Here is a 26,199-nt window from a genome sequence, read left to right on the forward strand (position 1 = left end):
ACAGCAAGGAACAGATGAACATCCCCGTTCACGACCCGAACCACCCCGACGGCGGCAGCGGCCCGGACGGCACGGACAGCCCGGACCCCGCGGACGCCACGGACGCCGCGGTGTGGACCGGGACCTGGGTCGCCGAGCGGCTCGGCGTCGAGCTCGTCGGCGACGAAGGGCTGAAGGGCCTGCTGGGACTCGCGCTGCGGCGCAACCCCAAGCGGGCCCACCTGCTCGTCTCGAACGTCCTCGGCAAGCACGTGCCGCAGTCGCCGGCCGTGGTCCACGGGTACGGCGTCGAGCTCGGCCGCCGGGTACGTGAGCTGCTGGGCACCGAGGACGCCCGCGCGGCCGTCGTCCTCGGGTACGCCGAGACGGCCACCGGGCTCGGCCACTCGGTCGCGGACGGGATGGCCGTCGCGCCCTGCCTGCACTCCACCCGCCGCGCGGTCCCCGGCGTCCGGCCGGCGGGCGGCTTCGAGGAGTCCCACTCGCACGCCACCTCGCACCTCCTCCTCCCCGAGGACCCGGGTCTGCTCGCCGGCTCCGGCCCGCTGGTCCTCGTCGACGACGAGTTCTCCACCGGCAACACCGTCCTCAACACGATCCGCGACCTGCACGGGCGTTACCCGCGCGAGCGGTACGTCGTCGTGGCCCTGGTCGACATGCGCTCCGAGGCCGACCACGCCCGCTTCGAGAAATTCGCCGGGGACATCGGCGCCCGCGTCGACCTGGTCGCGGCCGCCTCCGGCACGGTCCGCCTGCCCGAGGACGTCCTGGCCAAGGGCACCGCCCTGGTCGCCCGGCACGAACCGGCGCCGTCCGGCACCCCCGCCCCCCGCGACGCCGGTCCGGCCGTCCGCGTCGACCTCGGCTGGCCGCACGGCCTCCCCGACGGCGGACGGCACGGGTTCACCCCCGGACACCGAATACGCCTGGAGGCGGCCCTGCCCGCCATGGCGGCACGGCTCGCCGGCGCCCTGCCCGACGGCGTGAACCGCGTCCTGGTCCTGGGCTTCGAGGAACTGATGTACGCGCCGCTGCGACTGGCCGGTGAGCTGGAGCGGTCCGTCCCCGCCGAGGTGCGCTTCTCCACCACGACCCGCTCCCCGGTGCTCGCCCTCGACGACCCCGGCTACGCGATCCGCAGCCGCATCGCCTTCCCGGCCCACGACGACCCGGACGACGGCCCTGGCGAGCGCTACGCCCACAACGTCGCGGGCGCCGGCTTCGACGCCGTGGTGGCGGTCGTCGACTCCACCGCCGACACCCCCGAACTGCACGCACCCGACGGCCTGTTGGCACAGTTGGCGGCGCACACCCCACACGTCCTGCTCGCCGTCGTGCCCTCGTACGTCCCGGTACGGACGTCCACCGAAAGGCCCTCCATGCTGCCCGAGCCCCTCCGCGGCCCCGCCTTCTCCTCGTACGCCCCCGACGAGGTCGGCTGGCTGCTCCAGGACCTGTCGGACGTGACGCTGGAGGCGCCGACCGAGGAGCGCGAGGAGGCGATCCAGAGCGGCGGGGCCCACTACGCCGAGTCGCTGCCGGTCGAGTACCAGCCGAGTGCCGAGTACCAGGACCTGTTCCGCGCCGCCCTCGACGCCTCCGCCGCCCGGATCGCCGAGGCCGTCGGCGCCGTGACCGAACTCGTGCTCGCCGACCGGTCCCCGCGTCCCGTCCTGGTGTCCCTGGCCCGCGCCGGCACACCCGTCGGCGTCCTGATGCGCCGCTGGGCCCAGCACCAGCACGGCCTCGACCTGCCGCACTACGCCGTCTCGATCGTCCGCGGCCGCGGCATCGACGCCAACGCCCTGCGCTGGCTCGCCGCCCACCACGACCCGGCCGACGTCGTGTTCGTCGACGGCTGGACGGGCAAGGGCGCCATCACCCGCGAACTCGCCGACGCCATCGAGGAGTTCGAGAAGGCCGAAGGCGTCACCGGCTTCGACCCGGAGATAGCGGTGCTCGCCGACCCGGGCTCCTGCGTGCGCACGTACGGCACCCGCGAGGACTTCCTCATCCCCTCCGCCTGTCTCAACTCGACCGTCTCCGGGCTGATCTCACGTACCGTCCTGCGCTCCGACCTGGTCGGCGAACACGACTTCCACGGCGCGAAGTTCTACCGCGAGCTCGCCGGCTCCGACGTCTCCGTCGAGTTCCTGGACGCCGTCGCCGCCCACTTCCCCGAGGTCGCCGAATCGGCCCGCGACCGGGCGAAGGAACTCCTCGCCGCCGACCGCGAACCCACCTGGGAGGGCTGGGCCGCCGTCGAGCGGATCAGCGAGGAGTACGGCATCCACGACGTGAACCTCGTCAAGCCGGGCGTCGGCGAGACCACCCGGGTACTGCTGCGCCGGGTCCCCTGGAAGATCCTCGCGCGCGCCGGAGCGGGCGCCGACCTCGACCACGTCCGGCTGCTCGCCGGGCAGCGCGGGGTACCCGTCGAGGAGGTCGAGGAACTCCCGTACACCTGCGTGGGGTTGATCCACCCGAAGTACACGCGTGGCGCGACCGGTGCCGACGGCAAGGCGGTGACCCTCTGATGTCCGCGCCCAAGGTGCTCGTCGCCAGCGACCTCGACCGCACGCTCATCTACTCCTCCGCCGCGCTCGCCCTCACCATGCCGGACGCCCGCGCGCCCCGGCTGCTGTGCGTCGAGGTGCACGAGAGCAAGCCGCTCTCCTTCATGACGGAGACGGCCGCCGCGCTGCTCACCGAACTCGGCGATCTCGCCCACTTCGTGCCCACCACGACCCGCACCCGTAAGCAGTACCAGCGCATCAACCTGCCCGGCCCGGCCCCCGAGTACGCGATCTGCGCCAACGGCGGGCATCTGCTCGTCGACGGTGTCACCGACCTCGACTGGCACGAGGCCGTGAAGGCACGCCTCGCCTCCGAGTGCGCGCCGCTCGACGAGGTGCGGGAGCACCTGGAGGCCACCGCGGACCCGGAATGGCTGCGCAAGCACCGGGTCGCCGAGGACCTGTTCGCCTATCTGGTGGTGGAGCGCGAACTGCTCCCCGAGCAGTGGGTGAAGGACCTGGCCGTGTGGGCGGAGGCCCGCGGCTGGACGGTCTCGTTGCAGGGCCGCAAGATCTACGCCGTGCCCAGGCCGCTCACCAAGAGCGCGGCCGTGCGCGAGGTCGCCCGCCGCACCGGAGCCCTCCTCACCCTCGCGGCCGGCGACTCGCTGCTCGACGCCGACCTGCTGCTCGCCGCCGACCGCGGCTGGCGTCCGGGCCACGGTGAACTCGCCGACGACGACTGGACGGCACCGGCGATCACCGCGCTGCCGGAGCGGGGTGTCGTGGCGGGGGAGCGGATCCTGCGCGAGTTCGTGGGCATCTGTGCCGGCCGTGGCGCCGGCGTCGGTGGTGTCCCCGGAACGGTCTGACAGACCCACGGAGCCCGGTTCCGGTCCCGTGCGAAGGCGCGGGTGTGCGGGGGGTGTTCCCTCCGGCACACCCGCCCCCGCCCGCGTTCGGCGGACCGGGCCTGGCCTGCTCCTGGCACCCGCCCCGGCCCGCGTCCGGCACACGCGCCGTCGCGCGCTCGCGCCTTACCCGGCCGGATCCGTGAAGTGCCCAATGCCCGCTGCCCGGTTCATGACCGGATGGGCGGTATTCCGAACTTCGCGCGATACGGGCGCATCAAGGGCCTGTGCGTCGTTTCGCGGGCGACGCGCCCGGTTCGGATCGGCCTGGGAGGATCTGTGCAACTTGGTCCCGGCGCCGAGCTGTTGGTGTGACCGAGACCATGCCGCCGCGACACGCGGGTGCGGATTCGGACGTTGCTGAGGAGTTGGTAAGAAATCTCCCGCGATCAGCCGCAGCAGCCGCCGCCGCAGCACCCGCCTCCGCCCCCGCCCGAACGCGGTGCGGGGGCCGGCGCGGACGCCGAACCACCCCGGGCGACCGCGACCGCCGACAGCAGTTTGACGGTGTCGTCGTGCCCGGCGGGGCACGCCGCGGGAGCGGCCGATTCGGCCATGGGACGGGTCAGTTCGAAGGTGTCGCCGCAGGTCCGGCAGCGGTACTCGTAGCGAGGCATGCGCACAGGCTATCCGGAACCGGCCGCCGTCCGAAGGGCTCGGCGGCGTTCGTCGCGCGTGGCGGAACGAGGGTTGCGGGGAGTGCGTGACGACTGCTCGCACAGGGTGAACCAGTGAAGTCCGTTGACCTCTGAGCTTTTTTGTCTCGTTGCTGATCGAAGGGATTGCATTGGTCGCTGATAATTTAATAGGGCCGCGACGAGCCGCAAGGTCGGGGAGGGGGGCTCGCAGCCGCGAAAGCGGCCGCTGCAACTACCCGCGCGCGCAGATCCGGAGTGCGGAGGGAGACGCAGTCGTGACCAGGACATGGCATCGCAACGATGCCTCGAATCCCCTGTGTTTGGGCCGCCGAGGCGCGGGAGTGCGCCGTGGCTAACGCATCCGGACCGCAGCGCGGTCGCGGCAGCCGCCGCAAGCCCTCCCAGCCCTCCGCGCCGGCCCGACTGGCCGCACGCCTCGCGCCGTTCGCCCGGCGCCTCAAACCCGCCTATCCGCGCCCGGGGCGGACCGGCCTGCGGCGCTGGCTGCCCTCCTGGCGGCAGTGGCTCGGCGCCTTCGCGCTGTCCATAGGCCTGAGCGGCTCCCTGCTCGCCATAGCCTACGCGGCAACGGACATACCCCAGAACCTCAACACATATGCCACCCAGCAGGACAATGTCTACTTCTGGTCGGACGGCACCCCGATGGCCCGTACCGGCTGGGTGCGACGCCAGGCCATGCCGCTGAAGGACATACCCGAGGACGTGCGTTCGGCGGTCCTCGCGGCGGAGAACGAGAGCTTCTACAGCGACCCCGGCATCTCCGCCAGGGGTGTGGCCCGCGCCCTGGTGAAGACGGTCGGCCAGGGGGACACCCAGGGCGGCTCCACCATCACCCAGCAGTACGTCAAGAACGTCTATCTGACCCAGAACCGCTCGGTGACCCGCAAGTTCACCGAAGCCATGATCGCCCTCAAGCTCGACAACAAGATGAGCAAGGACAAGATCCTCGAGGGCTATCTCAACACGAGCTGGTTCGGACGCGGCACCTACGGCCTCCAGCGCGCCTCGCAGGCGTACTACGGCAAGGACGTGAGCCGTCTCAACGCGAGCGAGGGCGCGTTCCTCGCCTCGCTCCTCAAGGGCGCCGGCCTCTACGACCCGACCCTGAGCAAGGCCAACCACCAACGCGCCGTGGAACGCTGGACCTGGATCCTCGACCGCATGGTCAAGACCGGCAAGCTCTCGGCCACCGACCGGGCCAAGTACACGAAGTTCCCCGAGCCGATCAAGCAGTCCGGGAGCTACGACACCGGGAAGCAGACCGACTACCTGGTCCAACTGGCCACCCAGTACGCCAAGAAGGCCGGACACATCTCCGACCGGGACTTCGACCTCGGCGGCTACCAGATCTACACGACCTTCGACCGCAAGCGCGAGACCGCGCTCACCGACGCCGTGACCAAGGCCCGCAAGCAGGCCAAGAAGGACGACCCGGCCAACGCGAAGGCCGCCCACTACGGTGCCGCCTCGATCGCCGACGACGGCCAGGTCCTCGCCGTCTACGGCGGCCCCGACCACCGTAAACAGGGCTACAACGAGTCCAACGCGACCACCGTCCCGGCCGGTTCGGCCTTCCTGCCCTTCGTCTACGCGGCCGCCCTGGAGAACGGCGTCCACAAGACCCGCGAGGGCGCGGCCACACCGGTCACCCCCGAGACGCCGTACAACGGTGACGACGGCGTCCCGGTCAGCACACCCGAGGGCCCCTACTGGGACCGCGGCGGCAAGAAGGTCGCCGCGCACAACGAGGGCAACCGGAACTACGGCCAGATCTCGCTGCGTTCGGCGCTCGCCCAGAACGTGAACACCCCGTTCATGCAGCTCGGCATGGACGCCGGCCTGGACAAGGTGCGCGAGACCGCCGAGGCGTCGGGCCTGCTCCCCTCCAGCATCGGACCGCAGGTGCCGGGCATGTCCCTCGGCGCCGCCACTCCCAGCGCGATCCGCATGGCCAGCGCCTACGCCACCTTCGCCGCCGACGGAACGCACTACGAGCCGTACTCGGTCCGCCGCATCACCCGCAACGGCTCCCGCGTCCGGCTGGACATGCCCGCACCCCACCGCGCGATGCGCGCCGAGGTGGCCCGCCAGGTCACCGAGGCGCTCGCGGACTCCTTCCGCATCGGCCACCCGGGCGCGGCCCCCCTCTCGGTGAAGGTGGCCGGCAAGCGGGGCGCCACGCTGGACGACAAGGCCGCCTGGTACGCGGGCTCGAACGATTCCGTGTCCACGGCGGTGGTCCTGTACCGCATCGACCTCACCAAGAGCCTCGAACCGCTCCCGCTCAAGGGGATCGCCGGCGCACCCGTCGCCGACGTGCCGTACGGCATCTGGTCCGGTGCGATGAGCCCGCTTCGCTGATCCCGTCGGCCGACCGTCCGGCTCGGCCCCCGCCGACGGCCACCCGGTGGCCGCGCCACGCTCCTTCCGTCCCCCTCGCAGAATGTGCCCCGTATGAACTCGAAGCACAGCCGGCGCCGACGCCGTGAGTCCGATCCCGCTTCCGCCGCCGCCTCCGCGCGCCAGGGGTTCGCGGCCATGACGGCGTTCCTCGTCGTCACGTCCGTGGCCGCCACCTACCTGGCCCTGAACACGGACCACACCACCCCGGCCGCGTCCGCCCGCGCGCACGGCCCGGCCACCAAGACGAAGAAGGAACCGGTCTGGGACGGCAAGACCCATGTGCTGGGCGACGGCTCCACGTCCTACACCGGGCCCCAGAAGGGCGAGTTGAAGGCCGTACCGCTCAAGCCTGGTGAGAAGCCGCCCCAGTTCGTCGTCTTCTCCTGGGACGGCGCACTCCAGGGTGACGACGAACTCTTCTCCCATTACCGGGAGTTGGCCCAGCAGTACAACGCCCACATGACGTTCTTCCTGACCGGCATCTATCTGCTGCCCAAGGACAAGAAGACGCTCTACGAACCGCCGATGCACTCGCCCGGCTCCGCGGCCATCAGCTACGCCACCGACGAGCACATCCGCACCACGGTGGAGGAGCTCGGCAAGGCGTGGAAGGCCGGCAATGAGATCGGCACCCACTTCAACGGCCACTTCTGCGGCGACAAGGGCGGCGGGGACTGGAGCGTCGAGGAGTGGGAGAGCGAGATCAACCAGTTCTTCTCCTTCGTGGAGAAGTGGAGGACCAACACCGGCGACACCGACGTGGCGTCGCTCCCCTTCGACCCGGCGAAGGCCATCAGCGGCGGCCGCGCGCCCTGCCTCGAAGGGCAGAAGAACCTGCTCAAGGCCATGAAGGCCACGGCCAAGAAGTACAACTGGCGCTACGACGCCAGCTCCGCGGGCGACTTCCAGATATGGCCCAGGAAGAAGGAGGGCGTGTGGGACTTCCCGCTCCAGATGCTCCCCTACGAGAACGGCAAGTACCAAGGCCTGTCCATGGACTTCAACTTCCTCTACAACCAGTCCGACGGTGAGACCGAGGGGGACCCGGCCCAGTACCCGCAGTGGGAGCAGCAGACCGTCAACTCCTACATGGCCGGCTTCAACCGCGTGTACTACGGCAGCCGGGCACCGCTGTTCATCGGCAACCACTTCGAGGACTGGAACGGCGGCATCTACATGAAGGCCATCGATCAGGTCATCAGGAGTGTGTGCACGAAGAAGGGCGTCAAGTGCGTGTCCTTCCAAGAACTGTCCGACTGGCTCGACGTGCAGAAGCCCGAGACCCTGGAACGCCTGCGCGGCCTGGACCCCGCTCAGTCACCGGACTGGTCGACCGTGGTGAAGTAGGGACCGCCGCCGGGCCGATGGCCCCGCGCGGCAGCGCATTGAGATCAACTTACCTCCGACATATGGGACTTGGTTGTACTCGATGCGAACTCCCCCCGGATTCCCCACAGTTGAGTGGGACATGTAAAGATTCCCTTCCCTGGAGTCCGACCGGGGATCAAGGAGAATCACCAGTGACACCGAAGAACTTAAGCCGCAGTTGTTCCGTCGTGGGGGCGATCACCCTCTCCGCCCTCCTGCTGCCTCTGTCCGCCGCCCACGCGGCGGCCCCCGTCCCGCGGGTGACCGCGTCGACGGCCGATGCCTTCGGCCGTGTGGCCGACGCCGTGTTCACCGACCGCACCGCCGCCCTGCTGGACCGGCCTCCGACGGCCCGTACGGCCCTCAAGGCGACCACCGCGGGCATACGGGTGCCCGGCACCCTCGCCCACACCGAGAACACCGCTCTCTCCTCGCTGCGCGGCACGCGGTCCCGGCTCGCCGCCCTCGGTGAGGCCTACAGCGCCGCCGACACCGCGGTCGCCGTGGACCGGACCCGGGTGACGGGCCGGGTGGCCACCGCCTGGGTCACCGAGACCACCACCCTCACCTACCGGAAGATCCGCGGCGACGAACCCGCCACCACGGGCTTTCGCGCCCACCACGTCCTGACCTTCGCCGCCCGGCCGGACGGCACCTGGAAGCTGACGGGCGAGCGCTCGACGGACAAGGGCCCCCGGCAGGTCAACCAGCCCGTCACGACGCCGCTCCGCAGGACCACGATGGCCGCTGTCGACGCCCCCCGGGCAGCGACCACGTACCCGGCGCCCGCCAACCCCAAGACGCTCACCGGCGGCCCGTACGATTACGCGGGCATGGCGACGTACGCCGAGAAGTTCTGGAAGAACTACAACCCCGCCTACCGCAGCTTCAACTCCGTCGGCGGCGACTGCACCAACTACCTCAGCCAGGCCCTGAAGGCGGGCGGCTGGGCGACGGTCGCCGGCTCCGACGAGGAGTACGGCACCTGGAACTACACCGCGTCCAGCCAGACAGACACCTGGGTCGGCGTCAACGAGTGGTCCTGGTTCACCCAGACCGCCCACCGCTCCACGCCCCTGGCGAACGTCTACCAGATGGACGTCGGTGACGTGATGCAGATGGACTTCGACAAGGACGGGTCCAAGGACCACTCCATGATCACGTCGTACCGGAGCGCCGCCGGAGTGCCGTACCTGACCTACCACGACACCGACACCTACCGCCGCTCGCTGTCGAGCCTCCTCGCGGCGTACCCGAACGCGGCGTACTACGGGTACCGCACCTGATCGAACCCGGCCGGAGCCGGATCGGCCGGTGACACAGGGTTGCGCCGGAGGACTCCTGAGACGGCTCAGGGCAGGGCCCTGAGGAAACCACGGGGCCGAGGCGCTGCGGGGTCCTGAGGGAGCTTGTGGCGCCGGAGGGAGCCGCGGGGACCCGAGGGTGCTGCGGGTCCTGAGGAAGCTTGCTGAGCCCGTGGACGCTGCGGGGACCTCAGAGGCCGCGAGGTCCTGAGGGAGCCACGGGGGCCCGAGGAAGCTGCGGGGTCTGAGGACGCTGGCGGGTCCTGGGGAAGCTGGCGGGGCCCGAGGACGCGGGCGGGGACCTGAGGGAGCCGCGAGGGCCCGAGGATGCTGCGGGGGCCCGTGGGAGCCGCGAGGGCCCAGCCTGGCCCAGGCGTCCTCGGAGCCCCTCCGGGATCCTGCCCTCAGGCTCTGGCCCCTCGGGTTCTCGCCCCTCGGGTTCTCATCCCCGGGTTTCTCGTCCCTCGGGGCTTCCTGGACAGCTGGGTTTCCAGCTCCCCCGGGGGGCTGGTCGCGCCCGCCGGGCGTCTCAGACGCCGCCGCGCTCCTCACGGATCTGCGCGACCACGCGGGCCACCGTCAGCCGCACGGCCTCCGTCTCGGTCAGGAAATGCCAGTAGTCGGGGTGCCGGCCCTCCAGCGTGGCCACGGCCCGGTCGAGCCGGCTGACGGAGTCGTCGAGCGGGCGGGCCTGCCGGGGGTCGGGCGTCGAGCGGCCCGCCATGGCCAGCCGCTGCGCGTCCCGGATCGCGAAGCGGGTGCGGTCGATCTCCTGCTGGGGATCCTTCTGCACGGCGTTCAGCCTGCGCAGCCGGTCACCGGCCGCGGACACCGCCTCGTCCGTACCGTTCAGCAGCGCGCGCACGGTCGCCAGCAGCGAGGTCGCGTCCGGCCAGCGCTGCGCCTCCCGCGCGGCCCGCGCCTCGTTCAGCTTGGCCTCGGCCTGCCGTACGTTCTCCGCCGCCTGGTCCGGCACATGCTGGAGGTCCTGCCAGCATGCCGCCGAGAACCGCCGCCGCAACTCGCTCAGCACCGGCTCCACCTGCCCGGAGCGGGTCGTCAGCGCCTGCGCCCGGGTCCGCAACGAAACGAGCCGGTGGTCGATCTCGGCGGCCCGCTCCGGCAGCCGCTCCGCCTCCGAGCCCACCGCCGCGGCCTCGCGCGACACCCGTTCGGCCCGCTCCAGCGTCTCCGGCACGCCGTGCTGCCCGGCGCCCTGGTTGAGCTTCGTCAACTCGGGGCCGAGAGCGGCGAGCCGGGCGGCGAGATCGTCCGCCCTCAGCCCGGACTGCCGTACGGAATCGAGGGCGTTGGACGCCGCGAGCAGTGCCTGGCGGGCCCGCTCCACGGCCGGGGCCAGCCGCGCGAGCTGGGTCTCGGCCTTGCCGAGCAGCGGCCCGAGGCTCTGCTCGAACCGGTCCAGATCGGCCTTCACACGGCCGAGTTCGTCCTTGGCGGCGACCAGTTCGACGCGTGCCCGCTCCGCGACCGACGCCTCCAGTTCGTCCCGGTCGAGATCGTGGGCGTCGACGGCGGTGATGTACTTCTGGCTGGCCTCGTCGATCCGCTGTCCCAGCGCCGCGAAGTCGGCGACCACGCGGCGGGCGGCCGGGGAGTCGTCCACGGCCGTGATGGTCTCGATCGAGATCCGCAGGTCGCGCTGGGCGGTGTCGAGTTCGTAGAACGCCGCCGCGGCGGCGTCCTTGGCGGCCTGCGCCTCGGCCCGCTGGCCCTCGGACCGCCCGCCGAACCAGCGCCGGGTGCCGCCTCCCGCGAAGGCCGCGGGCAGCGCGAGGGCGGCCAGCAGGGGCAGAGCGACGAGTGTGAGCACGTCACGGACAGCGACGTACGGACGAGGAAGGCGCCCGGACGGTGCCGACCGTGCCGGCGGGCTGCCCCGCCGGAAGCCGAGCGGGTGCGGGTGAGCATGGGGGTGCCCAGGCCGCGCGGGCCCCGCGAATGGCGAATACGGCCGCGAAGGTGTCGCCGTCACATCCCTCTCCCGTGCTGTCATCCGCCTTGCCCGGCTGTCATTCTCCCACCGGATGAAGACGAACACACGGGCCGGTCAGTTCGCTGTTCGTACCGTGATCTTTCCGTCGTCGGTGTGCGCGGAGAGCCGGTGGGAGCTGGAACCGTCGCGAGGCACGTCCACGTGGACCGAGCCGTCACCGCTCGCGGCCGTCACCCGGTAGGCGGCCCGGGGCAGCACGATCGAGACGGAGCCGTCGCCGCTGCGGGAGTCCACCAGGTCCGGCACGGTGCCGAGTTCGAGCTGCACCGAGCCGTCGTCGGTACGGGCCCGCACGCTGCGGGCGTTCACGCCGACGGCCCGGATGGAGCCGTCGCCGCTGTGCAGATCGAGTGCTCCCGAGGTGTCGCTGACCCGTACCGGGCCGTCCGCGGTACGAATGCTCAGCGCCTCCGTGAAGCCCTTCGCGCTCACCCCTCCGTCCCCGTCCTCGACCTTGACGGCCACCCCGCGCGGCACCACGATCCGGTGCCGGGCCGAGCAGTCGGCGACGACACCCGAGCACTTCATCCGCAGCACCAGCCGGTCACCGCCCTGCATGGCCCAGGTGACCCCGGGGTCCCCGCCGAGGGCGACATGCCCCTGGAACCACCGGGTGACCCGGACCTCACCGGTCCCGGCGGAGTCCGACACCACCAGATCGAGCGAGGAGTCGTCCGAGTCGACGGTCAGGGTCCGCCCGTGCAGCCCGAAGGACCGCGTCTCGGGCTCCTTGTCGTCCCCCGCGGACGCCCCGCACGCGCTGACACCGGCGACGAGCGCGAGCGCGAGGCCGGTGAGGGCGGCGGTGCGGGTGGCGCGGGTGGTGCCGGTGGCGCTGTGGCTACGGTTCCTGCTGGTGGCGCGGGTGCGCGTGCGGGCCATGACGGATCTCCCCCTGGGACGGTGTGCCGGAACTTCGCGCCTTCGAGCCCGGATACCCGGGCACTGGACCGGAGCCGGTCGGCGAAGCCTCTTCGACGGTAGGCACCCACGGAGCCCGAAACGATCCGGGCCGCTCCCGAACCAAGGGTGGGGATAACCCCCGGCCCCCGCCCCAGAGCCCCCGTCGCCCCCGGAGCGGACCGCCCTGACGGTCCCCCTCGCCCCACACCTTCGCCCTTCCCTTCCCCTCCCTCCCCTCCCCTCCCCTCCCCTTCCCTCCCCGCCCCGGACAGACCTGGCTGGCCCGCCAGGCTGCGCCTTCGTCACTCCGCCACCCGCTCGTCCGATACGGGTTTGCGGGGCATCCCCCCGGGCCATGTAGGCTGTCGAATCGTCCTGGGCGCGTAGCTCAGTGGTAGAGCGCCGCCCTTACAAGGCGGATGTCGGCGGTTCGAAACCGTCCGCGCCCACAAGTCTCAGGACACGAACAAGGCCCAGGTCAGCCGGTGTGAATCCGGTGATCTGGGCCTTGATCTTTTTCGGCTGCTCGTGGCCGTCGTGACGCTTACGTGCCAGATGGGCCGCGCGGAGGCCGCCGTACCTTCGTGATCTGACCGTCCACGCAGTCGGCGATCTGGTGGTCGCGCCCGTTGACGAGGTGCTGATAGACCAGCGCGGCCCGCACCGACGAGTGGCCCATGCGCTGCATCAGCTCGCGGGTCGTGGCGCCGCCGGTCGCGGCGAGGGTGTTCCCGGTGTGCCGGAGATCGTGGAAGTGCACGTCACCGAGACCGGTCGAGGCGAGGGTGCGAAGCCAGATCCGCCGGAAGTTGTTCCGCCGCAGGACACCACCGCGGGCCCCGACGAGGACGAGCCCGGTGCGGCCGGCCTCCGCGTGCTCGGTCAGGTGGTGCGCCAGCTCGGGCACGAGCGAGGCCGGGAACGCCACGGTGCGGACACCCGCCGCGCTCTTGGGCGCCTTGACCGTGAGGCCATCCGTCCGGGTCTCGGTGAGTTCAGGAGACCGCGAGGCCCCGTGGACGTATCACGATCCGTCTGGACGTTAGGTCTGTGCGGCCATGTAGAAGATGTGCCGCAGGCGCCGGTTGTATCGCTTGGGCCGGTGATAGTTGCCGGTGCGGCGTCCGGAATCACGGGCGAGCGGGGCCAGGCCGGCGTGCGAAGCCAGTCGGCCCGCGTCGCGATAGCCGGACAGGTCGCCGACGATGGCGACGAACTCGGCGCCGAGGACGGGCCCCATGCCGGGCATGGACTCGATGATCTCCGCGCGGTCGTCGGAGCGAAACGCCTCGCGGATCTCCCGGTCGTTGTCCTTGATCCGCTCGTCCAGGGCCAGGAGTTGGTGGGCGAGGTCGCAGACCAGCTTCGCCGCCCGCTTCTCGCCGGGCAGCGCGACCTGCTGGGCCTGAGCGGCCTCGACGGCCTTGGCCGCGACGGTGTCGGCGCCACGGACCTTGCGGCGTTCCAACCAGGCCGTCAGCCGCTTGACGCCGATGCGGCGCAGGGCGGCCGGGGTCTGGTACTCGGTCAGCATGACGACCGGGCCCTTGGCCGCGGAGTAGTCGAAGGCCCGCTCCAGGGCAGGACAGATTCCCACGAGCAGGTCGCGGAGCCGGTTGATCAGCCGGACCCGGTCGGCGATCAGGTCGGCCCGGTGATTTGTCAGCAGCTGGAGGGTGGACACCAGCTCGGGCGTCGTGCCCAGCGGGGCGAAGTCCCTGCGCATGCGGGCCTGATCGGCAATGACCCGGGCGTCCTTGGCATCGGTTTTACCCTCGCCGCGGTAGGCCCCGGTCATGCGGTTGACCGTCCGGCCGGGGACGTAGACCACCTGCTGGCCATGCGCGACCAGCAGTGCGACCAGCAGGGTGGAGGCCCGGCCGGAGATGTCCACCGCCCACCGCACCTCATCCGTCCGCTCACGGGCGGTGCCGATGAGCGTGAGGATCTGGGCCTCGTCGTTGATCACCTTCGTCGAGAACAGGGTCTCGCCGTCAGCGTCGATCCCAACCGCCCAGTGATGCCCCTTGCCGGCATCGATGCCGACCCATACCCGCTTGTGAGACGTGCTCAAGTCCATCGCTCCGTATGCCTCGTGACCAGCACTTCGTGGCCCGAAGAACACCCCGCCGACAGGTCCCTAACCAGCGATGACCGCAGTTCTCAATCAGTGGTCGGAGCGTCCTGGAGAACCGGGCGGCCATTCCTCCCGAGCCATCAAGGGCAACACCTCATCAGCCACACCCGGTCCTCCCGGACCGCCTCACATTCTTAGGGACACCTCATGGCGAACGAACGTCTGCGAGCGGCCATTTCGGCGAAGGGCGAGACCGTTCAGTCCACTGCTGACCACGTCGGAGTGGACCCGAAGAGCGTCGAGCGGTGGATCACCACGAACCGCACCCCGCACCGCGGCCACCGCTGGAAGGCCGCAGCCCTTCTAGGCGTCGATGAGGTCTATCTCTGGCCGACAGTGGAGAAGCAGGCCGAGACCGCCAGCACTTCCGAGTTGGTCACGTACTACCCGCACCGCGGCGCCGTTCCAGCTTCCCTGTGGTCGTCGCTGATCGAGGGGGCGAAGGATCAGGTCGAAATCCTCGTATACGCGGGACTGTTCCTCTTCGGCAGTCACCTCGACCTCCCCGACCAGCTCGCAGCGAAGGCAACGGCCGGCACCCAGGTGCGTGTCCTCCTGGGCGACCCGGAGTCGCAGATGATCCGCCAGCGGGGCGAAGAGGAAGGCATCGGCGACGACCTTGCCGCCCGCGCCCGGACAACCCGCCGCTACCTCGAACCTGCAGCCAAGACGCGCGGCGTGGAGATCAGACTGCACGACACGATCCTCTACAACTCCATCTACCGCTTTGATGATGACGTGTTGGCGAACCCGCACGTCCTCGGAGCTCCAGCAGGACAGAACCCGGTACTGCGCTTCCGCTACATCCCGGGTGCCCGCACGTTCCGGCACTACATGCGAAGCTTCGACCACACCTGGGAGCGCGGGACTCCCATCGTGCTGTGACCGTCGACGGACTACCGCTGTTCGCGGAAGTCTTCCCCGAGCTGACTGCCGACATCGTGCGCTTGCTTGGCGACGATGACCCGGTCCTGATCGCACAGATCCCAGCCTTGCGCTTCCACGGCGTGTGCACCTGTACGCCCACCTGTAGGGCCCTCTTGACGGCGCCGCAGGGTTCGCCCACTCCCTATCTTTGCGAACTGGAGGAGCACGACGAAGTGGTGATCTGGCTCAGTCTTGATCCGACCGGGTCGGTCATCGTGGACATCGAGGTCCTGGACGGAAGAGACCTCGGTCCCGCAGCGCGACGAACCGCCGGCTCCGCAAGCCCCGGGCCCGCCGCCTGCTCGACCGGATCACCGGCACGGTCATCGGCGTCTTCGGCATCAGGCTGGCGCTCAGCAACTGACCTTCCGACCCGTGAGGGCCAGGAACCGGGCGGCAACGCGGGTGCTCTCAGCGGGTCACGGTCACCGGGCCCGGAATCGCCAACCCGGCTCCCACGAACCCGCGTTGCAGGTTTCCCTTTCCTCACCCGGATCGGCGTCGGCACTGCGGCATCCGGGCAGGGATCGTGCCTCACCGTACCCGCACGGATACCGTCCGCTCCCGCCTTTCCCTCGGATGGTCATCCCCGGGGCGGCCCGCGGCTAGCGTCGGCGCCCTTACGGCCCTGCCCCTCGCTGTACGCGAGCGCCGGCTCATGCCGGGCAGCGGCCGCGAGGGGGAAACCTGCGACGACCTCACAGCGTCGGGCGATAGCGGCAGCGACTACGGCGAGGACGACTCCACCGCTGTCGCCGGTGCGGGGGACGACGAGAGCGACGACAGTTCGTCCACGGTCGCCGGTGCGGAGGACGACGGGAGCGACGACAGCTCCTCCTCGGTCGCCGGTACCGGGGACGACGGCAGCGGCAACTCCTCCAGCGGAGGCTCCAGTTCGTCGACCGGCGGCTCCGACGCGGCCGAGAGCGACTCCAGTACGTCCTCGTCCTCGGGCGGCTCGCCGCAGGCGCCCGCCGGTGCCACCGCCCAGTGCGGCGACGGGACGTACAGCTATTCCGCGCACCGGCGCGGCACGTGCTCGCATCACGGCGGCGTGGCCAACTGGCTTGCCGGCGCGCCCTCGTAGAGGACGCGGACGCGTGGCGGCGCGGTCCGCGCCGGCTCAGGGCGACGTGTCACGCGTGTGCTTCAGCCGCATCCGGGCGTCCACCTTGTCCGGAGGGGTGATCTCCGACCAGAAGCGGTGTCCGGACACGAACACGGTGAGCTCGCGCTCGCGCTGCCGGAGCTTTTCCACTTCGGCCTGTTCGTCGTCGGTCCAGCCGGGGGAGGCCGGGCGCTCCACCTTGCGCCAGCCGCCGGTGTCACTGAAGCCGTCCAGCGGCTCCACCGACCACGGGAGTCGTTTCAGCAGAGCCAGCAGCTCGGCCCGGACCTGGTGCAGCTCCTCCTGACCGGCGAGGAGGTCACTTGGAAAGTCATAGGTCGCAGCCACGCGGCAATGCTACGCCTGTTCGATTTTGAGGTGCGAGTTCCTTCCGGGACTTCACGCGAACGGGTGTTCCGAACGCGTGTTCCATGAGGGCCGCCGATTCCGCCCGTCGCAAGGTGGATCGAGCGGGCTGGATCGAACAGCCTGGGCTGCGCAGTTCGAGCTGAGCGCCTTGGGCTGCGCACTTTGAGCTGCGCACCTTGAGCTGCGCAGTTTGAATTGGACAGCTTGAACTGAGCAGTTTGAACTGGACAGTTTGGGCTGGGCGATTTACCGTGGCGGTATGGATCTGAGCGGCAAGGGACCGAACGAAGCGGGTGTCTCGGATTCCGCGGCGCGTGCCGCGCAGGATCTGCGGGTCGCGTTCAGCCTGCTCCGGCGGCGGATCCGCGAGGTGTCCGAGACGCAGGACCTCACGCCCTCCCAGATCTCCGCGCTCACCCTGGTGAGCAAGAGCGGGGCCGCCACGGCCAGTGCGCTGGCGGCGGTCGAAGGGGTGCGCCCGCAGTCGATGGCCGCCACACTCGCGGCCCTCGACCAGTTCGGACTCATCCAGCGCAACCCTGACCCCGGGGACGGCCGGCGTCAGCTCGTGACGCTCACGGATGCCGGGCGCGAGCGCGTCGAAGGCACCCGGCAGGCCCGTTCGGAGTGGCTCGCCCGCGCCTTCGAGGAGCGCTGCACGGAGGACGAGCGGCAGACCGTCATCGAGGCCATGGCCCTGCTGGAACGGCTCACCCGGTCGTGATACCTGCGCTCCGCGACTGGCTCCAGCACCGGACCACCCCCGCACGGCACCGCCCGCCCGACCGCTTCGACCGCCGGCTGATCGCCCCGATGGTCCTCGGGACCGTGCTGAACCCCGTCAACTCCTCGATGATCGCCGTGGCGCTGGTGCCGATCGGCAGGGCGCTCGGAGCGTCCCCGGCGGAGACGGCGTGGCTGGTCTCCGGGCTGTATCTCGCCACCGCCGTGGGGCAGCCCGTCATCGGACGCCTCGTCGACCTGTACGGGCCCCGCCGCCTCTACCTCGTCGGTACGGCCATGGTGGGCGTCGCCGGACTCCTCGGCGCCCTCGCCCCGAATCTCGGCGCGCTGGTCGCCGCCCGGGTGCTGCTCGGACTCGGCACCTCGGCCGCGTATCCCGCCGCGATGCACCTGACCCGCAGTGAGGCGGAACGCACCGGGCAGAGCAGCCCGGCCGGCGTGCTGACCGCGCTCGCCGTCTCCGCGCAGACCGTCGCCGTGGTCGGGCCGACGCTGGGCGGCCTGCTCATCGGCGTGGGCGGCTGGCGCACCATCTTCCTCGTCAACGTACCGCTGTCCCTGGCCTGTCTGGTCCTCGGATCCCTGCGCCTGCCGAAAGCCGCGAAGCCGGCGGCCCGCCAGGCTCCGTCCGGGCCGGCGCGCACGGACGCCACCGCCCCGAGCCGCACGGACGACCCGAAGCGCACCACCACGCGGGACGAGACGCGTCAGGACGAGCCGCGTGAGAACGAGGCGCGTAGGGACGAGGCGCCTGAGGTCGCGGTGCGCGGGAACGGGACAGGCGGACGGTACGAGCCGTCCGCGTCCGCCTCACGCGGTGTCGACCTCGTCGGCATGGCCCTGTTCACCGCACTGCTCGTCTCCCTGATGCTGTTCCTGATGAGGCCGCGGGCCGCCGACTGGTACCTGCCGGTGCTCGCGCTCGTCGCCGGGGCCGCCTTCGCACGGCGGGAGCTCCGCGTTCCCGCCCCGTTCATCGACCTGCGGGTGCTCGGCGGCAACGGACCGATGCTCGCCACCTTCCTGCGCCAGTTCCTCAGCTACACCACCGCGTACGCCTTCCTCTACGGGTTCACGCAGTGGATGGAGGAGGGGCGCGGGCTGCACGCGGCCGGTGCCGGGCTGGTCCTGCTGCCGCTGTCGTTGAGCGGGCTCGTCGTCTCCGGCGTCACCGGACGGCGGGAGGCGGTCCGCGGCAAGCTCGTGGTCGGCAGTCTCGTCCAGATCGCGGGCTGCCTGGCGCTGCTGACGATGAACTCCACCAGCGCGATCTGGCTGCTGGCCGGCGTAGGCGCCCTCATGGGCGTTCCGCAGGGTCTCAATGGCCTGGCCAATCAGAATGCCCTGTACCGGCAGGCCGACCCCGCCCGGATGGGCTCCGCGGCCGGGCTGCTGCGCACCTTCACCTACCTGGGCGCGATGGCCGCCTCCGCCGCCGACGCCGCCTTCTTCACGCACGGCGCCGACACCGGCGGCCTGCACCATCTGGCCCTCTTCATGCTCGCCGGAGCAGTGCTGCTCCTGGCGGTGACCCTCATCGACCGATCCCTCCGCGATCTCATCCCCCGAAAGGCCTGACCATGGCAGTCACCACGCTCGACCCCCGCACCGCGCTCGTCCTCATCGACCTTCAGCACGGCATCGTCGGCAACCCGGGTGTCGCCCCCCGCACCGGCGCCGAGGTCGTGGAGCGCTCCGTCCGGCTCGCCGACGCCTTCCGCGGCCACGGCCTCCCGGTCGTCCTCGTCCGGGTCACCGCCGCCGCCGACGGCGCGGACGCCGTTCCCGGCCGGATCGACGGCCAGAGCCGCGGCCGCTCCTTCCCCGAGGGCTGGGACGTCATCGTCGACGACCTGGCCGGGCACCCCGAGGACATCACCGTGACCAAGCGGAACTGGGGCGCCTTCTACGGCACCGATCTCGACCTCCAGCTCCGCCGGCGCGGGATCACCCAGATCGTGCTGGCCGGCATCGCCACCAGCATCGGTGTGGAGTCCTCGGCACGCGCCGCCCACGAACACGGCTACCACGTCACGCTCGCCACCGACGCCATGTCCGACCTCGACGCCGAGACGCACCGCAACAGCGTCGAGCGGATCTTCCCGCGCCTCGGCGAGACCGGTACGACCGAGGAGATCGTCGAGCTGCTCGACAAGACCCGGGTCTGACCGGCCGACTCCATCGGCCCGCGAGTACCTTGGGGCCGTGACCCTGGATGATCTTCGCGTGTTCGTCGCCGTCTGCCGGGCCGGGAGCCTGAGCGCGGTGGCCCGGGAACTGGGCTGCACGCAATCGGCGGTGAGTCAGCACGTACGCCGGCTGGAACGCGAGGTCGGGCTCGGGCTCGTCGAACGGCAGGCCCGGGGCGTGGTGCCCACCCGCGCCGGGCGGCTCCTCGAACGGGCCGCCGCCGACGGCATCGCCGGGCTCGACCTCGCGCTGCGCCGGCTCGACGAGCTGGCGCGCGGAGACGGCGGTACGGTACGGATCGCCACCGGCGGCACCACCGTCCGGCACTTCATGGCCGAGGCCGTGGTCGAGTTCCGGGGGCAATACCCCAAGGTGAGCCTGGAGTTCCAGACCGAGAACTCCAGCCGGAGCTGCTTCGACGCGCTCGCCGACCACGGACTCGACCTCGCCTGGGTCACCCTCGGTGCTCCCGTGCGAGGGGTCGAGCAGCAGGTGGTCGCCGAACTTCCCTGGGTGCTCGCGGTGCACGCCGACCACGAACTCGCCGCGCGGGAGAGGATCGAGGCGCAAGAGCTGGCCGGACTGCGGATCGTGGGGCTGCCCGAGCGCTCCACCTCCCGTGCCCATCTCGACTCTGCCTACCGGGAGTTGGGGATACCCGCGAGCACCTCCGACACCAGCGTCGCGGACTGGGACACCGCGATCCTGCTCGCCGAACTCGGGCTCGGACACGCCGTCGTCCCCGCCCTGCCCGGCCTGCCGGGACCCGGTCACCCCCGCCTCCGCTTCCTCCCCGTACCGGACCTGCGACCCCTCGCGGTCGGCTGGGCCGTCCGCCGCTGGGACGCCCTGTCACCCGCGGCGCACGCCTTCGCCGACACGGTGGCCCGGCACTGCTCGGGCGCCGGGACGGCGGCGGGGGACTGACCCCGGCACCGGTCCCGCACCACTTGGACCCCGTCGGGCACCGCCGTGGCCAGCTCCCTCGCCCCCGCCCCCGGTCGGCTTCCTTGCCTCCGTCCCCGGCCGGTTTCCTCGCCTTCGCTCCCGGCACCGAACCCGCACCACCCGGACCCCGTCGGGCACCGCCCCCGGCCGGCCCCCGTAGGGCACCGCCCCCGGCCGGCTCCCTCGCCCCCGCTCCCGGCCGGCCCCCTCGCCCCCGCCCCCGGCCGGGTTCCTCGCACTCGTCCTGGACCGGCTCCCTCGCTCCCGACCCCGCCGGTCTGGCGTTCCGCGGGTCTGCTGTTCCGTCGTTCCTCGTCAGTTGTCCGGGTCGGCGATCGGTGTCAGGTGCCGGACCAGTTCGCTCGCCACGGGTACCGGCACCCCGGTCCGCTCCGCCGCTCGCAGCAACGCGCCGCCGATCGCGTCGAGTTCGAGCGTCCGGCCCGCCTCGGCGTCCCGCTGCATGGAGGACTTGGTGGCCGCAGGGAAGGCGTCGTAGCGGGCGAGGGCGGTCGCCGGATCGGTGGGCGCCCCGCACGCACGGCCCACCGCGGCCGTCTCCTCGACGAGAGCGGCCAACTCCTCGCGGTGCAGCGTGCGCACGTCGCCCACCGGCACCCCGTACCGCGTCGTCAGCAGCGCGAACGGCGCCAGGAACGACATCTTCGCCCAGAGCGTCGCCGACTCGCCGTCCTGGACCCGGGCCCGCAGTCCGGCCCACTCAAGGGCCCCGGCGAATGCCTCGACCCGCGCCCGGGGTGCGCTGTCGGCGGTCAGATCGAGCTCGGCGAACGGACTGCCGTGCTCGACCACTCCCGGAGCGATCCGCGTCGACTCCACGCGGATCACCGCGGGGGCCACCTGCTCGGAGCGGTAGCGCTCGCGCAGCAGCGCCGGATGCTCGACACCGTTCAGGAGCGGGACGATCAGGCCCTCCTCACCCAGGGCCTTCGCCGGGAGGCGCTCCAGCGCGGCCTCCAGGGCCGTCGCCTTGACGGCGATCAAGCACACGTCGGCCGGTTCGCGCAGTTCCGTGTCCGCCTCCACCCGCGCCGTGAAGTCGCCGAAGTGGCCGCTGCGCACCTCGATGCCGTCCGCGGCCAGCTTCCGCGCGGTCTCGTCACCGGCGAGGCAGATGACCCGGTGACCGGCGCGGGACAGGAGTGCCGCGAGCAGCCCGCCGACCCCTCCCGGACCCAGCACCGCCACCGTCAGCACGTCGTTCGCCATAGATCCTCGCTCTCTCCACGGGCCCGAACGGGCCCTGGAGATGGTCACAACTCACGGTGATCCGAGTCAATCCTCGGAGAAGCTTGCCGAACCCCAAGCATTCGCGAGGGTATTGCGCGAACCGGACCGCGAGGCCACCCGGACGGCGCCGAAGATCTCCGCCGCCCGTGCCGCGTCCTCGCCGGCGGGCTGCCTTTCGCGAGCGGTGACCAGGACGGCGCCGGACGCGCGAGACTGGACTCATGTGCCGCAGCATCAAGACACTTCGCCCGCCCGTGATCCCCGAGGAAGCGACCGAGGAGGAGATCCACGCCGCCGCTCTGCAGTACGTCCGCAAGGTCTCCGGGTTCCGTGCCCCGGCCGCCCACAACCGTGAGGTCTTCGACCGCGCCGTCGCGGCGGTCGCGGCGGCCACGGCCGAATTGCTGGAGGACCTGGAGGTACGCGGGGCGACGGCCCAGCGCGCCGGCTAGCGCACCCGTCGCCCGGAACCACGCCCGTACGTCGACGCCCGTGTGGCCGCGCCGGTGCGCCCGTACGCCTGGGCCTGTGTCCGGGGGCGGGCCGGTCGTCTGCGCCTGTGGCCAGGGCCCGTGTGCCCGTGTGCCTGGGTCCGTGGGACAGGGGGCGGCGTGCCTCTGTGCCCGCGTGCCCATGGCGCCGGTGTGGACCGGCGTGGTGGCTCAGGCGCTGGTTTCCTGCTCCCGTAGCGCGGGGCGGCGTACGAGATAGGCCGCACCCGCCCCCGCGACGAACAGCGCCCCGACCGAGATGGCCGTCGTGAGCCAGGTGGCGCCCAGCCACTGGCCGCCGAAGTAGCCGAGGGCCACGCTGTAACCGGCCCACGTCAGACCGGCGAGGACCGACCAGGGCAGGAACTCGCGGAACCGGCGGTGCGCGGCGCCCGCGCCGAGCGAGACGACCGAGCGGCCGGCCGGCGCGAACCGGGCGACGACCACGAGCACACCGCCGCCGCGCGCCAGGACCTCGCCGAGACGTTCCTGCGCTCGGGTCAGGCGGCGGGACCGGGCGATGGCGCGATCCAGACGGTCGCCGCCACGCCAGCCGACGCGGTACGCCACCAGGTCGCCGAGGACCGAGGCCGTGGCCGCGCAGAGGGTGAGCACCAGGATGTCGGGCACGGCATGGGGGACGGCGCCGGTCGCCGTGGCCGAGCCCGCGGCGGCCGTCGCCGCCGTGATGACCAGGACGCCACTCGGCAGAACAGGCAGGAAGACGTCAAGAACGATGGACACGGCGATCACCGCGTAGATCCATGGGCTGCCTGTCAGCGACCCCACACTCTCCAGCACCGAACTCTCCCCCGACTCCCCCGTAAGCCCGGCCGCGGCGCTACTCGCGGGGGAGTGGCGTGGCAGCCTGTGACCGCCATACAGCGTACGCCGCGGATGGGGCGGAAGATCCTCCGGGGACGCATGTGTCGGTCACATCACGTTCACGCGCCCGCACGCTCCGGTATGCCGTACGGCGCGGGCAACCGCGAGGAATGCACCTATTCCGGGGTGATCCGGGACTCCGCCACCGTCGTCAGCCGGGCCCCTCGGCCCGGACGCCCGGCGCCGCCGCCCCGCACCGGCCGCGCCTGTTCGAGGCGCAGGGAGGCCGAACGGCCTTGCAGGGTAAGGGTCATGAGCTGATTGCCGAACCAAGGGCCGCCGGTTTTCCGCCAGTCGACCGGTGAGCGTCCGTAACGGCCGTGCCGGGCAAGGAGGGTGCCGAGCAGCCGGGCCGGGCGGCTCCAGCCGAAGCGGAAGCCGAGCCGTACGGAGAGCGGGATGGAGTTGTGGACGGGGGAGCAGGTCAGCTGGAGAACCCGGGCGGAGGGCTGCTCGGCGGGGTCGGCCCAGACAGGATCGGCGACGTACGCGTGATGCACGTCTCCCGACAGCACGCACACGGTCGCCGGCGCCCGCTCGCCCGAGCCGGCCTCGGCGATCAGCTCCGCCAGCTCCCCGAACGACTCCGGGAACGCCGCCCAGTGCTCCAGGTCGGCCGCGCGCCGCAGCCGCTCGCCGAACCGTGCCCAGCGCCCGCCCCGCTCGCCCCGGCACAGAGCGGCGTCCCACGTCTCCACGTGATGAATCAGCGGGGGCAGCAGCCAGGGCAGTGACGTGCCTATCAGCAGATGGTCCCGGGAGTCCGGCGCCTCCAGGGCCTGCTCGCGCAGCCAGGCCGCCTCCCCGGGATCGAGCATCGCGCGGTGCTTCTCGTCCAGGACGCGGGCCGCGCGGGTGTCGAGCATCAGGACACGGGTCCGGCCGAAGTCGCGGCGGTAGCTCCAGCGGACCGAGGCCGGGTCGGCGTCGGCCTGGGCGGCGAAGGCGCGCAGCACGTCCGTGCCGTCGGGCGTCTCGCGTACGGCCGCGTACAGCAGGTCCGCGGCGAGCTCGGTGGGGGAGAGGTTGCCGAGGTGCTGGTGGACCCAGTACGACATGAGACCGCTGAGCACCCGCTCGCGCCACCACGGGGTCGCCCGGATCTCCGCGAGCCAGGACTCGCTGGTGTTCCAGTCATCGATGACGTCGTGGTCTCCGAAGGCTCCCGACTAGCAGTTCTGGGAGACCCCCGTCGTGGCATCAAAATCGCAGGTCAGAGGTAGTTCGAGCGCGGCCAGCGTGAGCACCAGGCCGTTCACCCGTTACAGCACCCACATGCCCACCCAGCTCCGAGGCGTGTCCTGCCTCCGTCTGTCCGTGCTGACCGACGAGACCACCAGCCCCGAGCGCCAGCGCGAGGCGAACCATGTTGCTGCCGCTGCCCTGGGAATCGACCTGGCCGACCGCGAGGCCGTCGACCTGGGAGTCAGCGCCAGCAAGACCACGCCGTTTGAGCGCCCGGAATTGGGTGCTTGGCTTCAGCGTCCCGACGAGTTCGACGCACTGTTCTTCTGGCGCTTCGACCGTGCCATCCGGTCCATGGACGACATGCACGAATTGGCGAAGTGGGCACGCGATCACAAAAAGATGGTCGTGTTCGCTGAGGGTCCGGGCGGGCGCCTGATTCTCGACTTCCGCAATCCGCTGGACCCCATGGCACAGCTCATGGTCACTCTCTTCGCTTTCGCAGCACAGATGGAAGCGCACTCAATCCGTGAACGCGTGATCGGTGCGCAGGCAGCAATGCGGGTCATGCCTTTCCGCTGGCGGGGCTCACGTCCGCCGTACGGTTACGTGCCCACTCCGCTGGATGCTGGCGGCTGGACCCTGGAGCGGGACCCGAACACAGTCAAGATCATCGAGCGCATGATTAAGGCGCTCCTGGAGGGCGAGACTGCAAACAGCATCGCGCTTGCCCTGAACGCTGACGACGTGCTTTCCCCAGCCGACCACTGGTCGAAGTACAAGGGTCGCAAGGTGAAGAAGCCCACGCGGTGGAGTTCCGTAACGGTCACGCGAATCCTGCGCTCTGAAACCCTGATCGGATGGAAGCTCAGCGACGACAAGCCCGTACGCGATAGCGAGGGGCGCCCGGTCATGGCGACTCGGGAACCGATCCTGACTCGCGCTGAGTTCGACGCCGTTCAAGCTCTGCTGAATGAGCGCAGCGTTGACAACCCCGTCAGGCGAGACACGAATGCGCTTCTGTTCGGCATCGTCCACTGTTCGTCATGCCGTGGCCGGATGTATCTGAATCGACAGGAAGGCAAGCCCGGTCAGCGTCCCACGTATCGGTGTGGTGCTTCTCCCAGGGGCGAGGTTTGCGAGCACCCGATGAACATTCGCGCTGACTGGGTTGATGAGTACGTGACCCGCGAGTTCCTGCACATCCTCGGCGGCCTGGAGATCACCACCAAGCGCAACATCCCCGGTTACGACCCTCAGCCGGAAATCGACGCGACGCTCGCTGAGTACGAAGCGCACCGCGCGGAACGGAAGAGCATCAAGTCCAATGCTGCGATGAAGTCTTGGGAGCAGCACCGGGACGCACTCGACAGCCGACTCGCCGAGCTTGAGAGCAGGGAAAAGATCGAACCGCGCACCGAGGAAATCCGCACCCGCACGACGTATGCGGAGCGTTGGATCAAGGATGAAACGGCCGGACGGCGGAAGATGCTGATCGAGGCTGGCGCGCACCTGGCGGTTATGTCGGGGACTCCCGGCGGCTGGCGCAGCCTTGATGAGCGGCGCGTCGACTTCACCGTGCGAGACCCGTTCCATGCGGAAGCGGCGAGCGAGTTCACGGCGATGGCTGACGAGTTGGCAGCGAACGACTAGGCGCCTCTCTCGCAGCCTTTCAGCCCCTCTTGGCCCCCTCGGCCGGGAGGGGCTTTCGCATGCCCGCAGCGGGGCGTACAGGGCCGGGGCTCCCAGGCGGGCAGGTAACCCGCCAGCCTTTCCGTAGCCCGGATAACGGCTAGGTAACGGAATGTCTCGTTGTCTCGCCATGTGAGATTGGTATAGACCTGTCGAATCGGCGGGAGTGTAGATCGATGAATGGCTAGACAAGA

General features: G+C 70.9%; 20 protein-coding genes, 1 tRNA gene and 2 pseudogenes. 14 read left to right on the forward strand and 9 right to left on the reverse strand.

Annotated features, from left to right (window positions below; translation table 11 throughout):
* Positions 1–14: 14 nt before the first annotated feature.
* Together ACF07B_RS03165 and ACF07B_RS03170 are read left to right on the forward strand one after the other, a co-directional pair.
* Positions 15–2,537, forward strand: coding sequence for a phosphoribosyltransferase (locus tag ACF07B_RS03165; RefSeq protein ID WP_392177551.1), 2,523 nt, complete (start codon positions 15–17; stop codon positions 2,535–2,537).
* A complete protein-coding gene (locus ACF07B_RS03170) occupies positions 2,537–3,388 on the forward strand; it encodes an HAD family hydrolase (protein ID WP_369482862.1) in 852 nt (283 codons plus the stop codon). Before ACF07B_RS03165 ends, ACF07B_RS03170 begins: the two co-directional genes overlap by 1 nt.
* A 428-nt stretch (positions 3,389–3,816) precedes the next feature.
* Here the strand turns inward: ACF07B_RS03170 and ACF07B_RS03175 are convergent, their stop codons facing one another.
* Positions 3,817–4,044 carry a zinc ribbon domain-containing protein gene (locus ACF07B_RS03175; RefSeq protein ID WP_351871835.1) on the reverse strand — a complete coding sequence of 76 codons (228 nt, stop codon included), beginning with the start codon at positions 4,042–4,044 and terminating at the stop codon, positions 3,817–3,819.
* 321 nt (positions 4,045–4,365) lie between these two features.
* On the opposite strand from ACF07B_RS03175, the gene ACF07B_RS03180 reads away from it, so the two are divergent.
* The 3 genes from ACF07B_RS03180 (at position 4,366) to ACF07B_RS03190 (ending at position 9,143) form a co-directional block, all read left to right on the forward strand.
* Positions 4,366–6,447 carry a transglycosylase domain-containing protein gene (locus ACF07B_RS03180; RefSeq protein WP_392177552.1) on the forward strand — a complete coding sequence of 694 codons (2,082 nt, stop codon included), beginning with the start codon at positions 4,366–4,368 and terminating at the stop codon, positions 6,445–6,447.
* A 93-nt stretch (positions 6,448–6,540) separates the two neighbouring features.
* Positions 6,541–7,836, forward strand: coding sequence for a hypothetical protein (locus ACF07B_RS03185; RefSeq protein ID WP_392177553.1), 1,296 nt, complete (start codon positions 6,541–6,543; stop codon positions 7,834–7,836).
* A gap of 173 nt (positions 7,837–8,009) precedes the next feature.
* Positions 8,010–9,143 (forward strand): amidase domain-containing protein, encoded by a 1,134-nt coding sequence (locus ACF07B_RS03190; RefSeq protein ID WP_392177554.1) that lies wholly within the window; start codon positions 8,010–8,012, stop codon positions 9,141–9,143.
* Positions 9,144–9,690: 547 nt separating this feature from the next.
* Here the strand turns inward: ACF07B_RS03190 and ACF07B_RS03195 are convergent.
* Both ACF07B_RS03195 and ACF07B_RS03200 read right to left on the reverse strand, forming a co-directional pair.
* Entirely contained in the window at positions 9,691–11,154 is a 1,464-nt protein-coding gene (locus ACF07B_RS03195) for a hypothetical protein (RefSeq protein WP_392177555.1), read from the reverse strand.
* Positions 11,155–11,229: 75 nt separating this feature from the next.
* Positions 11,230–12,057 carry a DUF4097 family beta strand repeat-containing protein gene (locus ACF07B_RS03200; protein WP_392177556.1) on the reverse strand — a complete coding sequence of 276 codons (828 nt, stop codon included), beginning with the start codon at positions 12,055–12,057 and terminating at the stop codon, positions 11,230–11,232.
* Between the two features lie 398 nt (positions 12,058–12,455).
* Here ACF07B_RS03200 and ACF07B_RS03205 point away from each other — a divergent pair.
* A tRNA-Val gene (locus ACF07B_RS03205) sits at positions 12,456–12,527 on the forward strand.
* Between the two features lie 95 nt (positions 12,528–12,622).
* Here ACF07B_RS03205 and ACF07B_RS03210 read toward each other — a convergent pair.
* Positions 12,623–13,006 (reverse strand): tyrosine-type recombinase/integrase, encoded by a 384-nt coding sequence (locus ACF07B_RS03210; RefSeq protein ID WP_392177557.1) that lies wholly within the window; start codon positions 13,004–13,006, stop codon positions 12,623–12,625.
* Between the two features lie 117 nt (positions 13,007–13,123).
* Positions 13,124–14,152 (reverse strand): annotated as a pseudogene (locus ACF07B_RS03215) (IS110 family transposase); the annotation flags it as partial.
* Positions 14,153–14,362: 210 nt separating this feature from the next.
* On the opposite strand from ACF07B_RS03215, the gene ACF07B_RS03220 reads away from it, so the two are divergent.
* On the forward strand, positions 14,363–15,100 hold the full coding sequence (locus ACF07B_RS03220) for an XRE family transcriptional regulator (RefSeq protein WP_392177558.1): 738 nt from the start codon (positions 14,363–14,365) through the stop codon (positions 15,098–15,100).
* A 700-nt stretch (positions 15,101–15,800) separates the two neighbouring features.
* The gene (locus tag ACF07B_RS03225) at positions 15,801–16,229 is read left to right on the forward strand and encodes a DUF3761 domain-containing protein (RefSeq protein WP_392177559.1); all 429 of its coding nucleotides are present in this window, start codon (positions 15,801–15,803) and stop codon (positions 16,227–16,229) included.
* Between the two features lie 36 nt (positions 16,230–16,265).
* Here the strand turns inward: ACF07B_RS03225 and ACF07B_RS03230 are convergent, their stop codons facing one another.
* A complete protein-coding gene (locus ACF07B_RS03230) occupies positions 16,266–16,598 on the reverse strand; it encodes a hypothetical protein (RefSeq protein ID WP_362407582.1) in 333 nt (110 codons plus the stop codon).
* Between the two features lie 280 nt (positions 16,599–16,878).
* Between ACF07B_RS03230 and ACF07B_RS03235 the strand changes: the two genes are divergently transcribed.
* The 4 genes from ACF07B_RS03235 to ACF07B_RS03250 are packed head-to-tail and all read left to right on the forward strand — an operon-like array spanning position 16,879 to position 20,480.
* Complete coding sequence (locus ACF07B_RS03235) at positions 16,879–17,343, forward strand: MarR family winged helix-turn-helix transcriptional regulator (protein WP_392177560.1); 465 nt, start codon at positions 16,879–16,881, stop codon at positions 17,341–17,343.
* The gene (locus ACF07B_RS03240) at positions 17,340–18,941 is read left to right on the forward strand and encodes an MFS transporter (protein WP_392177561.1); all 1,602 of its coding nucleotides are present in this window, start codon (positions 17,340–17,342) and stop codon (positions 18,939–18,941) included. Before ACF07B_RS03235 ends, ACF07B_RS03240 begins: the two co-directional genes overlap by 4 nt.
* 2 nt (positions 18,942–18,943) lie before the next feature.
* The gene (locus ACF07B_RS03245) at positions 18,944–19,531 is read left to right on the forward strand and encodes a hydrolase (RefSeq protein ID WP_369482851.1); all 588 of its coding nucleotides are present in this window, start codon (positions 18,944–18,946) and stop codon (positions 19,529–19,531) included.
* A 37-nt stretch (positions 19,532–19,568) separates the two neighbouring features.
* The gene (locus ACF07B_RS03250; RefSeq protein ID WP_392177562.1) at positions 19,569–20,480 is read left to right on the forward strand and encodes a LysR family transcriptional regulator; all 912 of its coding nucleotides are present in this window, start codon (positions 19,569–19,571) and stop codon (positions 20,478–20,480) included.
* 336 nt (positions 20,481–20,816) lie between these two features.
* On the opposite strand, the gene ACF07B_RS03255 is transcribed toward ACF07B_RS03250, so the two are convergent.
* Positions 20,817–21,731, reverse strand: a complete 915-nt coding sequence (locus ACF07B_RS03255; protein ID WP_392177563.1) for a ketopantoate reductase family protein — start codon at positions 21,729–21,731, stop codon at positions 20,817–20,819.
* 242 nt (positions 21,732–21,973) lie between these two features.
* Between ACF07B_RS03255 and ACF07B_RS03260 the strand changes: the two genes are divergently transcribed.
* Positions 21,974–22,204: a DUF2277 domain-containing protein gene (locus tag ACF07B_RS03260; RefSeq protein ID WP_362407569.1), complete on the forward strand. Its 231-nt coding sequence runs from the start codon at positions 21,974–21,976 to the stop codon at positions 22,202–22,204.
* A gap of 210 nt (positions 22,205–22,414) precedes the next feature.
* Here ACF07B_RS03260 and ACF07B_RS03265 read toward each other — a convergent pair whose 3' ends face one another.
* Positions 22,415–23,044 (reverse strand): DedA family protein, encoded by a 630-nt coding sequence (locus ACF07B_RS03265; RefSeq protein ID WP_369482848.1) that lies wholly within the window; start codon positions 23,042–23,044, stop codon positions 22,415–22,417.
* A gap of 200 nt (positions 23,045–23,244) precedes the next feature.
* Positions 23,245–24,288 (reverse strand): annotated as a pseudogene (locus tag ACF07B_RS03270) (alkaline phosphatase family protein); the annotation flags it as partial.
* A 115-nt stretch (positions 24,289–24,403) separates the two neighbouring features.
* Between ACF07B_RS03270 and ACF07B_RS03275 the strand changes: the two are divergent.
* On the forward strand, positions 24,404–25,966 hold the full coding sequence (locus ACF07B_RS03275) for a recombinase family protein (protein WP_392177564.1): 1,563 nt from the start codon (positions 24,404–24,406) through the stop codon (positions 25,964–25,966).
* Positions 25,967–26,199 lie beyond the last annotated feature (233 nt).

The organism is Streptomyces sp. NPDC015532 (genome assembly GCF_043078065.1).
GTDB lineage: Bacteria > Actinomycetota > Actinomycetes > Streptomycetales > Streptomycetaceae > Streptomyces.

What these genes read in the sequence shown, in the direction of transcription:
- ACF07B_RS03165 (WP_392177551.1), top strand. Translation starts at nt 15, where the DNA reads ATGAACATCCCCGTTCACGACCCGAACCACCCCGACGGCGGCAGCGGC.
- ACF07B_RS03170 (WP_369482862.1), top strand. Translation starts at nt 2,537, where the DNA reads ATGTCCGCGCCCAAGGTGCTCGTCGCCAGCGACCTCGACCGCACGCTC.
- ACF07B_RS03175 (WP_351871835.1), bottom strand. Translation starts at nt 4,044, where the DNA reads ATGCCTCGCTACGAGTACCGCTGCCGGACCTGCGGCGACACCTTCGAA.
- ACF07B_RS03180 (WP_392177552.1), top strand. Translation starts at nt 4,366, where the DNA reads ATGCCTCGAATCCCCTGTGTTTGGGCCGCCGAGGCGCGGGAGTGCGCC.
- ACF07B_RS03185 (WP_392177553.1), top strand. Translation starts at nt 6,541, where the DNA reads ATGAACTCGAAGCACAGCCGGCGCCGACGCCGTGAGTCCGATCCCGCT.
- ACF07B_RS03200 (WP_392177556.1), bottom strand. Translation starts at nt 12,057, where the DNA reads ATGGCCCGCACGCGCACCCGCGCCACCAGCAGGAACCGTAGCCACAGC.
- ACF07B_RS03220 (WP_392177558.1), top strand. Translation starts at nt 14,363, where the DNA reads ATGGCGAACGAACGTCTGCGAGCGGCCATTTCGGCGAAGGGCGAGACC.
- ACF07B_RS03225 (WP_392177559.1), top strand. Translation starts at nt 15,801, where the DNA reads ATGCCGGGCAGCGGCCGCGAGGGGGAAACCTGCGACGACCTCACAGCG.
- ACF07B_RS03235 (WP_392177560.1), top strand. Translation starts at nt 16,879, where the DNA reads ATGGATCTGAGCGGCAAGGGACCGAACGAAGCGGGTGTCTCGGATTCC.
- ACF07B_RS03245 (WP_369482851.1), top strand. Translation starts at nt 18,944, where the DNA reads ATGGCAGTCACCACGCTCGACCCCCGCACCGCGCTCGTCCTCATCGAC.
- ACF07B_RS03255 (WP_392177563.1), bottom strand. Translation starts at nt 21,731, where the DNA reads ATGGCGAACGACGTGCTGACGGTGGCGGTGCTGGGTCCGGGAGGGGTC.
- ACF07B_RS03260 (WP_362407569.1), top strand. Translation starts at nt 21,974, where the DNA reads ATGTGCCGCAGCATCAAGACACTTCGCCCGCCCGTGATCCCCGAGGAA.
- ACF07B_RS03275 (WP_392177564.1), top strand. Translation starts at nt 24,404, where the DNA reads ATGCCCACCCAGCTCCGAGGCGTGTCCTGCCTCCGTCTGTCCGTGCTG.